10 protein-coding genes and 1 pseudogene are annotated in these 10,827 nt (G+C 65.9%); 5 read left to right on the plus strand and 6 right to left on the minus strand.

What is annotated here, in order from left to right:
• Window positions 1-699 (minus strand): sugar kinase (locus tag EN738_RS22710; protein ID WP_145966903.1); only part of this gene is annotated, 699 nt, incomplete at its 3' end.
• Between the two features lie 208 nt (window positions 700-907).
• Between EN738_RS22710 and EN738_RS22715 the strand changes: the two genes are divergently transcribed.
• Both EN738_RS22715 and EN738_RS22720 read left to right on the plus strand, forming a co-directional pair.
• On the plus strand, window positions 908-1,351 hold the full coding sequence (locus tag EN738_RS22715) for a FixH family protein (protein ID WP_127285677.1): 444 nt from the start codon (window positions 908-910) through the stop codon (window positions 1,349-1,351).
• A gap of 7 nt (window positions 1,352-1,358) precedes the next feature.
• Window positions 1,359-2,567: a cytochrome c peroxidase gene (locus EN738_RS22720; RefSeq protein WP_127285678.1), complete on the plus strand. Its 1,209-nt coding sequence runs from the start codon at window positions 1,359-1,361 to the stop codon at window positions 2,565-2,567.
• Window position 2,568: 1 nt separating this feature from the next.
• Here the strand turns inward: EN738_RS22720 and EN738_RS22725 are convergent, their stop codons facing one another.
• Window positions 2,569-3,021 (minus strand): Lrp/AsnC ligand binding domain-containing protein, encoded by a 453-nt coding sequence (locus tag EN738_RS22725; RefSeq protein WP_127285682.1) that lies wholly within the window; start codon window positions 3,019-3,021, stop codon window positions 2,569-2,571.
• A gap of 163 nt (window positions 3,022-3,184) precedes the next feature.
• On the opposite strand from EN738_RS22725, the gene putA reads away from it, so the two are divergent.
• Window positions 3,185-6,796, plus strand: coding sequence for a bifunctional proline dehydrogenase/L-glutamate gamma-semialdehyde dehydrogenase PutA (gene putA / locus EN738_RS22730; RefSeq protein WP_127285679.1), 3,612 nt, complete (start codon window positions 3,185-3,187; stop codon window positions 6,794-6,796).
• 175 nt (window positions 6,797-6,971) lie between these two features.
• Here the strand turns inward: putA and EN738_RS22735 are convergent, their stop codons facing one another.
• The 3 genes from EN738_RS22735 to EN738_RS22745 all read right to left on the minus strand — a co-directional run bounded on the left by EN738_RS22735 (window position 6,972) and on the right by EN738_RS22745 (window position 8,875).
• Window positions 6,972-7,286, minus strand: a complete 315-nt coding sequence (locus EN738_RS22735) for an antibiotic biosynthesis monooxygenase (protein ID WP_127285680.1) — start codon at window positions 7,284-7,286, stop codon at window positions 6,972-6,974.
• A gap of 44 nt (window positions 7,287-7,330) precedes the next feature.
• Window positions 7,331-8,332: an energy transducer TonB gene (locus EN738_RS22740; protein WP_245494613.1), complete on the minus strand. Its 1,002-nt coding sequence runs from the start codon at window positions 8,330-8,332 to the stop codon at window positions 7,331-7,333.
• A gap of 102 nt (window positions 8,333-8,434) precedes the next feature.
• Window positions 8,435-8,875: a hypothetical protein gene (locus tag EN738_RS22745; RefSeq protein WP_127285681.1), complete on the minus strand. Its 441-nt coding sequence runs from the start codon at window positions 8,873-8,875 to the stop codon at window positions 8,435-8,437.
• A gap of 130 nt (window positions 8,876-9,005) precedes the next feature.
• On the opposite strand from EN738_RS22745, the gene EN738_RS22750 reads away from it, so the two are divergent.
• Both EN738_RS22750 and EN738_RS22755 read left to right on the plus strand, forming a co-directional pair.
• Entirely contained in the window at window positions 9,006-9,125 is a 120-nt protein-coding gene (locus EN738_RS22750; RefSeq protein ID WP_245494623.1) for a hypothetical protein, read from the plus strand.
• Window positions 9,126-9,266: 141 nt separating this feature from the next.
• Window positions 9,267-9,476, plus strand: a pseudogene (locus EN738_RS22755) (hypothetical protein); the annotation flags it as partial.
• Window positions 9,477-9,529: 53 nt separating this feature from the next.
• On the opposite strand, the gene EN738_RS22760 reads toward EN738_RS22755, so the two are convergent.
• On the minus strand, window positions 9,530-10,827 hold a 1,298-nt coding region (locus tag EN738_RS22760; RefSeq protein ID WP_245494619.1), incomplete at its 5' end, for a TonB-dependent receptor plug domain-containing protein.

A 10,827-nucleotide genomic window follows, 5' to 3' on the forward strand; every position in this document is an offset into this window, starting at 1 on the left:
GGCGATCAGCGCCGCGTCCTCGCCATTCTTGACGACGATTTCGCCGACCAATCGGCCAAGCCGGTCGGCAGTCGCCTGCGGCGTCGCGTCGCCAAACAGCATCTGCTCGTCGGGAAAGGTTGGCAGCGCGATATCGGTTACAGCCAACGCTTCGGTGGTTGCCGCCTGCGCCTCCTCGCGGCTGCGCCACAGCCGCGGCCGGTAGTTGGGATCGAAGGCGACGCGCGAACCAGCCGCGCGCGCCTTGGCCACCGCCTTCAGCAACGTCTGGCGTCCGGCGTCCTCCAGGATTCCCAAAGTGATTCCGGAAAAATAGACAAGCGCCTGGTTTTCAAGGTTTTTGGCCAATGCGTCCGGATCCGAAGCCAGTTGCCTGGCGGCGGCGTCGGCGCGCCAGTAGGTGAAGGCGCGTTCGGCGCCGGTCAGCGTGATGGCGTAAAGGCCTGGCCGGGCGCCTGGAATGACAGGGCTTTGGCCAATGCCGATGCCGTTTTCGGCGAAGAAGGCGATCTGCCCTTGCGAGAACGGGTCGTCGCCGAAGGCCGAGACATAAGTCGCCGGCCGCTCGCCGCTCAGCGCATGCAGCGCCCACAGCATGTTGAACGTGTCGCCGGCAAAGCCCATGCGCCAGTTCGGTCCCGCCTGGCCCGACAGTTCGAGCATGCACTCGCCGATCGAGGCGACGCCATTTGCAGCCATCTATCTGTCTCCCGGTGCATGTCGCGCAAAAGTGTCTAGCGTTTTGGGGATGACGACATGCACAAACCAACGAGGTGCTGCTGTAGCTTTTTGCGATGGGCAACGCCATGCTTGGCGGCTGCGGTTTTTTGCGTCAGAAGCGGTTTCCCACAGTCGCGGCGGGATGCGATGCGCCCGCTGGAACGTTGTCTTTGGAGAAGGAACCGGTTTGGCATCCCTATGGCGCTATCTTCTCGCGGGTCTTGGTCTGGCCGCCTTGCTGGCTGGCGTTCTTGCGATCGTGTACCTGACCGCTCCGCAAACGACGCCGGGCCCCGACACGTCGCGCTCGAAGACGACGGCAAACGGGCTGTTCGTCGCCAGTTTCCAGCCGGAGCGGGGCGGGGTCCGGCAAGGCGAATTGCAGTCCTGGCTGCTGACGCTGAAGACAGTCAAGGGCGATCCGGTGGAGGGAGCGGCGATTGCCGTTTCCGGCGGCATGCCGCAGCACAATCACGGCCTGCCGACCAGCCCGCAGGCGACCGACTATCTGGGCGAAGGGCGCTATCGCATCGATGGGCTGAAATTCACGATGAGCGGCTGGTGGCAGCTGCGCTTTGCCATTTCCGCGGCGGCCGGGTCCGATACGGTCGTCTTCAACATCGTGCTGTGAGCGGTCGATGAGGCGCCTCCTGCTGGTCCTGCCTCTCGTCGCACTGGTCGCCATGGCGTTGCTTGCCGGCTGCGGCAAGCCGCAGTTTTCCGATGCCGAGAAGAAAGTCATCGCATCGCTGGCGCTGAACACGCTGCCGCCGCTGAAGCCCGACACCACCAATCGCTTCGCCGAGGTGCCAGCGGCCGCGGCCCTGGGCTCGACGCTGTTCTTCGACCAGGGCATGAGCCGCGACGGCAACGTGTCCTGTTCGACCTGCCACAAGATCGACCGCCAGTTCCAGGACGACCTGCCGCAAGCGGTCGGCATCGGCCGCACCAACCGGCGCACAATGCCGCTGGCCGGCGTGGCGCGCGATCCCTGGTTCTTCTGGGACGGGCGGCGCGACAGCCTGTGGGCGCAGGCGTTGACGCCGCTCGAAAACCCGCTCGAGCATGGCGGAAACCGCGCCGCCTTCGCGCATTACATCAAGAAACGCTTCGGCGAGCGCTACGAGCGCATCTTCGGGCCGCTGCCCGATCTCTCCACCGTGCCCGCCAATGCCAGCCCGCTCGGCACAGATGCCGAGAAGGCGGCCTGGGCCGCCATGCCCGTCAGCCAGGCCGAGGACGTCAACCGCGTCTTTGCCAATATCGGCAAGGCGATCGGCGCTTTCGAGCGGTCGATCGAGCCGCCGCAGACGCGCTTCGACCGTTTCGCCATCGATCTGGCATCGGGCGCCGAGCCACAGGGGGACGACGCCTTGTCGCCCGAGGAGATGCTTGGGCTGAAACTGTTCATCGGCAAGGCCAATTGCGTGACCTGCCACAATGGCCCGCGTTTCACCGACAACTCTTTCCACAACACCGGCGTGCCGCCGGTCAAGGACCTGCCGCCGGATCGCGGCCGCATCGATGCCGTAGTGCAGGTCGAGGCCGACCCGTTCAACTGCTTAGGCAAGTTCCGCGACGGCGACGACAACGCGTGCCGTGAGCTGCGCTTCATGGTGAAGGGCGGGCCGGACCTGGTGCGCGCCTACAAGACGCCGTCGCTCCGAGGTGCGGCTGCCCGCGCGCCCTACATGCATGCCGGGCAGTTTTCGTCGCTCGAAGAGGTGGTCGAGCACTATTCGAAGGCGCCGGCGAGCGTCGAAGGTGTTTCTGAGGTCCACCCGGTCGAGCTTTCAGACCGCGAGCGCGCGGCGCTGGTGGCGTTCCTGAAGACGCTGTCGGAATGAGCTAGCGGTCCTTGACCGTCTCCATCGCCACGAAGGTGGAAGTCTGGGCAACATGGGGGAGAGCCGAAATGCGCTCGCCCAGCACCCGGCGATAGGCGGCGATGTCGGTGGTGCGGACCTTCAACAGATAGTCGAAGCTCGACGCCATCATATGGCATTGCTCGATCTCGGGGACTGCCTGCACGGATCGATTGAAGGCGTCGAGCGCGGCCGAGCGGGTGTCCGACAATTTCACCTGGACGAACGCGACGTGGCCTTCTCCCATGCGCTCGCGATCGATGATCGCCTGGTAACCCCTGATGTAACCATCCTTCTCCAGGCGCTTGACGCGCGCCTGCACCGGCGTCTTCGACAGGCCGACCTTGCCGGCCAGCTCAGACATGGAAAGCCGCCCGTCGCGCGCCAGCGCCGACAGGATGTTGCGGTCGATGCGGTCCAATTGGTCTTCTGTCATCAAATTGGCAGTCGAGTTGGCGAGAATATTGCGCAAATCATAGTCCAATCGAAACGGCATGTCGATTTCTTTGGACCGACTGAAAACGGCAATTGTGCTAGCTTGCGCCATTCGGTCCGGTGACCGCCGGCCCGCTCCCTCAAGCTCGCTCGATAGGACAGCCATGCCCGCGCTCGATGCCATCCGCCAGCAGATCCGCGCCAACTATTTGCCCGACGAAGACGCCGCGGTGAAGCGGCTCGCCGATGGAGCGGGGCTTTCGGCGGATGACCGCAAGGCGATCTCGGCCCGCGCGGCCGATCTGGTGCGCGCGGTGCGCGGCTCGACCGATCCGAGGCTGATGGAGGTTTTCCTCTCCGCCTACGGCCTGTCGACCAAGGAAGGTGTCGCGCTGATGTGCCTTGCCGAGGCGCTGCTGCGCGTGCCCGACACCGAGACGATGGACGATCTCATCGCCGACAAGATCGCGCCGCACGACTGGTCCGCGCATTCGGGCGGCTCGAGCTCGATCTTCGTCAATGCCTCGACCTGGGCGCTGATGCTGACCGGGCGCGTGCTGGACGAGGGCGAGGGCGGCATCGAGGGCACGCTGCGGGCCATGGTGCGCCGGCTGGGCGAACCCGTGATCCGCAAGGCGGTGGCAGCCGCCATGCGCGAAATGGGCGAGCAGTTCGTGCTCGGCCGCACCATCGCCGAGGCCGTCAAGCGCGGCCGGCCGATGACGCAAAAGGGCTATCTCTATTCCTTCGACATGCTGGGCGAGGCGGCCCGCACCGAGGCCGACGCGCTGCGCTACCACAAGGCCTATGCCGACGCGATCTCCTCACTCGATTCCGGTTCCAACGGGCCGGACATCCGCAACAACCACGGCATTTCGGTCAAGCTTTCGGCGCTGCATCCGCGCTACGAAGTGGCGCAGAAGGAGACGATGCTGCCGGTGATGGCCGAGCGCCTGCTGTCGCTGGCGCTGGCGGCGCGGCATTCGCGCATGGGGCTCAACATCGACGCCGAGGAGGCGGATCGCCTCGATCTGTCGCTCGACGTCATCGAGCGCGTGCTGGCCGAGCCGGAGCTTGCCGGCTGGAACGGTTTCGGCGTGGTGGTGCAAGCGTATGGGCCACGCGCGGCCTTCGTCATCGACTGGCTCTACCATCTGGCCAAAAAGTACGACCGCACCATCATGGTGCGGCTGGTCAAGGGCGCCTATTGGGACACCGAGATCAAGCGGGCGCAGACGCTGGGGCTCGCCGGCTATCCGGTCTTCACCCGCAAGGTCAACACTGACGTCTCCTACATGGCCTGCGCGAAGAAGCTGCTGTCGATGACCGACCGCATCTATCCGCAGTTCGCCACCCACAACGCCCATACGGTTGCCGCCATCCTGTCGATGGCCAAGGATCGCGATTCCTTCGAGTTCCAGCGCCTGCACGGCATGGGCGAGGCGCTGCACGAGACGGTGCGCCAGGCCGAAGGCGCGCGCTGCCGCATCTATGCGCCGGTCGGCGCCCATTCCGACCTGCTCGCCTATCTGGTGCGCCGTCTGCTGGAAAACGGCGCCAACTCGTCCTTCGTGCACCAGCTCACCGACGAGGAGGTCGAGCCGGAAGACATCGCCCGCGACCCGCTGGAAACGGTCGAAACGCAGGGGCCCGCCGCCAATCCGGCGATCGCCCGTCCCGCCGGGATCTTCGGCGCCGGCCGCCGCAATTCCAGGGGCGTCGACATCACAGATCCGGTGACGCTGGCGGCGATCGACAAGGCCAAGGCCGAGTTCGCCGGATCGAACCGCTGGCACGCCAAGCCGATCACGCGCGCCGCCGGCTACGGCAAGGAACGCCCGGTGGTCAATCCGGCGAAGCCCGACGAGGTTGTCGGCACCATCCACGAGGCGGCCGCCAAGCAGGTCGCCACTGCCGTGCGCATCGCCGTCGAAGCGCAGCCGGCCTGGGCCAAACGCCCGGTCGCCGAGCGCGCGGCGATCCTGAACCGCGCCGCCGACCTCTATGAGGCCAACGCGGCCGAGTTCTTTGCGCTCGCCACCCGCGAGGCCGGCAAGTCGCTGGCCGACGGCGTCGCCGAGGTGCGCGAGGCGGTCGATTTCCTGCGCTACTACGCCGCCGAGGCCGCCAATGCGGAAACGGGCACCGAGGCGCGCGGCGCGATCGTCTGCATCTCGCCGTGGAATTTCCCCCTCGCCATCTTCACCGGCCAGATCGCGGCAGCCCTCGTCACCGGCAATTCGGTCATAGCCAAGCCGGCAGAACAGACGCCGCTGATCGCCTTCCGCGCCGTCGAGATGCTGCGCGAGGCGGGCGTGCCGGAAGACATTATCCAGCTTCTGCCCGGCGACGGTCCCTCGGTCGGGGCGCCGCTGACGGCCGACCCGCGCATTGCCGGTGTCTGCTTCACCGGCTCGACCGAGGTCGCCAAGCTGATCGAGAAGCAACTGGCCGAGACCGCCGCACCCGACGCCATGCTGATCGCCGAGACCGGCGGGCTCAACGCCATGATCGTCGATTCCACCGCGCTGCCCGAGCAGGCGGTGCGCGACATCCTCGCCTCCGCCTTCCAGAGCGCCGGCCAGCGCTGCTCGGCGCTGCGCGTGCTCTACGTGCAGAAGGACGTCGAGAAGAAGATGCTGGAGATGCTGAAGGGCGCGATGGAGGCGCTCCACCTCGGCGATCCCTGGCTGATCTCGACCGATGTCGGCCCGGTCATCGATGACGAGGCGCAAGCGTCGATCCGCGACTATTGCACCAAGATGGGCCTGCAGGGCCGGCTGATTGCCAAGCTCGAGGCGCCGAAGAGCGGCCGCTTCGTCGCGCCGCATGTCTTCCGCGTCAAGGGCATCGAGGAGATGGAGCGCGAGGTGTTCGGCCCGGTGCTGCATGTCGCCAGCTTCGACGCCGACGAGATCGACACCGTCATCGCCGCCATCAACCGCAAGGGCTATGGCCTGACCTTCGGCCTGCACACGCGCATCGAAGGCCGCGTCCAGCATTTCGTCGACGGCATCCATGCCGGCAACATCTATGTCAACCGCAACCAGATCGGTGCCGTGGTCGGGTCGCAGCCGTTCGGCGGCGAGGGGCTTTCGGGCACGGGACCGAAGGCCGGCGGGCCGCATTACCTGCGGCGCTTCCGTAAGGGGCCGGAGGCGGGCACGCATGTCGCCGAGGGCCACAAGGTGACGGCAACCGAACTTGCCGACAATCTGCCCGATCCGACGCTCGGCGGCTGGTCGACGCGGCCCGACCGCGTGGCAATCCTGCGGAAGCATCTGCGCGGCAAGGGCGCGGCGGCCATCGGCGCGGCGGCAAGTATCGATTTTGGTCAGGTCGATCTGCCAGGCCCGACGGGGGAGGCCAACACGCTGTCGTTGGCGCCGCGCGGTCGCGTGCTTTGCCTTGGACCGGATACCGACACGCTGCTGGCGCAGGCGATCCAGGCGCTCGCCGCCGGCAACGCCGTGCTCGCGGTGGCGCCGGGCGCGCCGGCGGCGCTGTCGGCGCTGACCGGCAAGGGCCTGCCGATCGCGGCCATAGACGGAAGGCCCGACCCGGTCGAGGCGCGCGCGCTGCGGGTCGACGTCGTCGCCTTCTCCGGCACGCCGGAGGCGGCACGCGTCGTGCGCAAGGTCATCGCCGAGCGCGCCGGCCCGATCGTGCCGTTGGTCAGCGAGGTGCTCAACCCGGCGGCCTACGCGCATGAGCGCGCCGTCTGCGTCGACACCACGGCGGCGGGCGGAAACGCCAGCCTGCTGGCTGCTGCCTAGGGTGTGTTGATATTCAGGTGAGGCCGGCCTGCAAATGGCGGCTTCCTGCGCCTCCGGTGCTCACGTGCTTCAAGTACGCTCCGCTCCGGTTGTCGGAAGCCACCATTTTCAACTCGGCCTGACCTGAATCTCGACACACCCTTACCGTCAACCGAGATTGACCGCGCGCCAGCGGCTACGCCCCCTCGACAACCGAGAACCCTTCGAACTGGGGATGACCGAGATAGTGAACCTTCGAGGTGCCGGCGTTGCGATGGGCGGCGCGGAAGTTTTCCGACTTCGTCCAGGCGACGAAATCCTCGTGGCTGGCCCAAACCGTGTGCGAGGCGAACAGCGTGTAGCCCTCGTTCTCGTTGACCGGACCGCGCAGCAGGTGGAATTCCCTGAAGCCTTTCATGTCGGAGAGGCTGGAATCGCGGTTCTTCCAGACATCCTCGAAGGCGTCTTCCGAGCCGTTCTGGACCTTGAAGCGGTTCATGGCGATGTACATTGGCTATTCCTTTGGCGATGTATGGTGGGTGGTTTCGAAGCCGATCAGTACGGACCGATTGGGGCTCTGAACCGCCAGCTCGAAATTCCGATCTCCGGCGGAATGGGAGGGAAGGGTGACTGCTGGCGCACCAGGTTCAACGCGAACTGATCGAGTTCGCGTGAACCTGAACTTTTGGCGAGCTCAAGGTCCGTGACGCGGCCATTCGCCAACACCACAAAGCTCACCGTGGCATTGTTGAGAGCCTTGGCCTGCGCCGACTTTGAAACAAGACGATTGGCTTTCGCCAGCTTGCTGGCGATCTCGCCACTGTAGCGCGATCTCGCCGCTTCGCCGTTCGCTGCCTTGGCCTTGCCCTTGCTGGCGATCGACGCCTTGATCTCTTGCCCGTCCGCCGTGCCGCGCGCGTCGGCCATCTTGCTTACAGCGCCCGAACCGTCGGCAGGGCTCGGCCTCGGGGTCGGGACGGGCGGCTGCCCGGAAAAAGCCGGTTCAGGCTCGGAGCTTTCGTCCTGGATCGCGGAAGTCACCGGCTGCTCATCCGCCTGCGCCGGGCTGTGAAGGTTGTCTCGCGGCGTTCCGGCGATCAAAATGTCAGGTGCCGGGTCTGGCTTTTCGACGGTTTCCTTCGCAGGTGCTGGCGCTGCCGACTCTCGTTTTGCCTGGGGAGCCGGAGTTGGCGCCGGCTTCACTGCCGGCGTCGTCGGTGGTTTCGGGGTTGGCACCAGCGCGACGTTGACCGCGCCCGGCATTTGTCCATCCGAGGCGCTGCCGACGACGTTGGCGCCTGATTGATCGGCGCCCTCCGCCTGCATGGCGTCCTGAAAACTAAGGGTTGTCGCCGGCGCAATCATCAAGGCCGCCGCCAGCGCCGCATGAAGGGTGCCGGACGCGCCGATCGTCGCGATCCAATTGAGGTTCCTTTCCGGCGGCCGCGCGCCCGCAAGCGGCTCGCCTGGTGTTGCCGTCAACTCGCTGCTGAGGTCGGAAATTTCACTGATGTCCTGCATGGCGCGGTACGGAAGCTGCCGCGACCAGTCCGGCATTGTCAAATCAAGATCGCTTGCCGCGAGCGGCGCGAAGCCGATGCCGGCCGAGGCCAGGCAAGGGCGTCTCGCGCGAGTGACGGCTCTATTCCCACCGTTGCATCAGACTCCGAAAGCGATGCCGGTCTTGGTCGAGGTCTTCAGGCCGCGCATGCAGCCGGCCGGCTTGACGCCAGCGCCGGCGCATTCGGCCGCGCTGTTGATCAGCACGCGGCTGACCTTGGCGCAGTCGGTGCCGGCAAGATCGAAGCGCGTCACCTTGGTCTTGCCCGCTGGCAGGTCCTTGAAGTCAAGCACGGTCAAGCGGTCGACGACGCCGGCCTCGTTGAACAGAGCGATCTCGAAGGCGGCCTTCGACAGGTCGGCGCCGAGCGCGTTGTTGACCACGAAAGTCAGCCGGCAGCCCTTATCGGAGGGCTGCGCGGCATTAAGCTCGAGGCTGAGTTGAGGGGCCGGTGCGGACTGGGCCCACGCCGGCGCCGCCGCAAGCGACATCGCCAGCGTCGAGGCCAGCAGACGAAGCGATGCCGTCAAGCTTGTCATGGTCGTCAGCCCCCAAAGCGCATGGTCGCCCCCAGCTTCAGCGTGATGCCGGGTTCGTAGAGGACAGCCGTCGTGCCGCCGTTCAGCGGGTTGGTGTACCGTCAGCTTCCCGTTCCTGCCCAACCCCAACCTGCGGCCCGAAACCGGCAAGACGGTCGAATTCGGCGTCAACTTCAAGCAGAACGACATCTTCGAAGCCGGCGACGCGCTGCGGCTCAAGGCCGCCTATTTCAACAACAATGCCTGGTAGCTGGCGAAGGCGTTGACCAGCGTATAGTCCTTGGCCACGGAGTTGCCCTTGGGCTTGCCGTTGTACTGCACCTCGCCGCCGACGGTCAGCTTGTCTTCGAGGAAGCGAAGGCCGAGCTGCGCGGTGACCTGGGAGGAGGGTGTCGACGACTACATTGACGGCGTCGTGCTGTCGGCATTCGACCCGACCAGCGGCTGCCCGTTCGGCCCGGGCATCCCGATCTGCTTCCAGTACCAGAACTTCGCCAAGGCCAAAATCAACGGCTTCGAGCTGGAAAGCGTCTACGACGCCGGTTGGGGTTATGCCGGGCTCTCGGCCTCTGTCATCGACGGCCACACGATTTCCTACAAGGGCGGGATGGTGGCAAGGTCGGCACGCACCGCCGGCCGGATGGTTGCCGCTGATCAGCGCGTCTCCGTCAGCGAGGGCGAGCGGTAGCCTTCGGCGTAGGTGCCATAGAACTGCAGGCCAGACAGGCTGGCGCTTTCGAAGGGCGAGACGCCGACGGTGATGCGCGGCGACAGCCTGTCGCCGGATGTCTCGTTATCCGAATCCTTCAGCCTGTAGCTGTCGTAACGCAGGCCGGTGATCACCTCGAGCCACTCCCAGGTCAGTTTGTCCTGGATGTAGGCGCCGGAGACGTTGCGCTTGCCGGACGGCGTGTAGAAGCTGTCGCCGCCGGCGGTACCGCCCGTCTCGACATTGTCGCCGACCCAGTCGCCGCCATAGGTCAGCTCGTGCGCGACGCCGGCGGTCTCGAAGCGCGACGTGTTCCAGATATCGATGCCGGTTGTGCCGACATCGAAGGTCGAGGTCGACCCCGCAGGCAACACGACGGGAAGACCGGTTTCCGGATCGAACCGGTTTTGCGCGACAAGGCTGGTCAGATCGAGGTTGGTCTTGTTGTAGGAGGCGTTGATGTGGAGATCGAGCCAGCTCCTGGAGTCGTCGGTGATGTTGTAGCGGGCTGTAAAAGTGTTCGACTTCAGGTCGACATCGTTGGCCGGCACGCCGCTGCTGGTCTCCGTCCAGCCGTCGCTGGAGCCGACCCAGCCGAGTTTCAACTCGCTGTTCTCGGTCGGGCGGATCGTGGTCTTGAGCAGGCCGCTCAGCACGTCGAAGCCGGTGCCGCCGACAGTGTCGCCGCCGCCATTCTTGTAGTCGTCATAGTCGCGGTAGACGATGTTGCCGAGCACATCCCAGTTCTCGCTGAAGCGGTAGGCGCCGGTGGCGCTGGTGGTCCAGCCCTTGCCGTTGCTTTCATAACGGCCGGTGAGCGCGCTAGCCCAGCTTTCCTCCGGCTTGAGGAAATCCTCGGCATCCTTGGTGTCGAAGAAGACGACGCCGCCGATGGCGCCGGAGCCATAGGTGTTGGCGACCGGACCGCGGATCACGTCGACGGATTTGATGAGTTCAGGGTCGACGTAGAAGGTCGACTGCGTGCCATGATCGGAGCGCTGGAAATCCTGCCTGGCGCCGTCGATGATGACCGCGACGCGGCCGAAATCCTGCAGGCCGCGGATGTTGATGCTGGAGCTGACGCGGCGCGCGTCGGCCTGCACGGTCACCCCCGGCACGCCGAGCACCATCTCGTTCGGCGTCGTCGCCATGCGGCGGTCGAGCTGCTCGCGGTCGACATGGCTGGCCGAGGCGAGCGACTGGATCGCCGTCTCGCCGGTGCGGCTGAGCACCAGGATCTTGT

This window comes from Mesorhizobium sp. M4B.F.Ca.ET.017.02.2.1 (assembly GCF_003998955.1).
GTDB lineage: Bacteria > Pseudomonadota > Alphaproteobacteria > Rhizobiales > Rhizobiaceae > Mesorhizobium > Mesorhizobium abyssinicae.

Bases quoted from the DNA above. Each gene is read 5' to 3' on its own strand.
- EN738_RS22720 (WP_127285678.1), top strand. From the start codon at position 1,359: ATGAGGCGCCTCCTGCTGGTCCTGCCTCTCGTCGCACTGGTCGCCATG.
- EN738_RS22725 (WP_127285682.1), bottom strand. From the start codon at position 3,021: ATGACAGAAGACCAATTGGACCGCATCGACCGCAACATCCTGTCGGCG.
- putA (WP_127285679.1), top strand. From the start codon at position 3,185: ATGCCCGCGCTCGATGCCATCCGCCAGCAGATCCGCGCCAACTATTTG.
- EN738_RS22735 (WP_127285680.1), bottom strand. From the start codon at position 7,286: ATGTACATCGCCATGAACCGCTTCAAGGTCCAGAACGGCTCGGAAGAC.
- EN738_RS22740 (WP_245494613.1), bottom strand. From the start codon at position 8,332: ATGCCGGACTGGTCGCGGCAGCTTCCGTACCGCGCCATGCAGGACATC.
- EN738_RS22745 (WP_127285681.1), bottom strand. From the start codon at position 8,875: ATGACAAGCTTGACGGCATCGCTTCGTCTGCTGGCCTCGACGCTGGCG.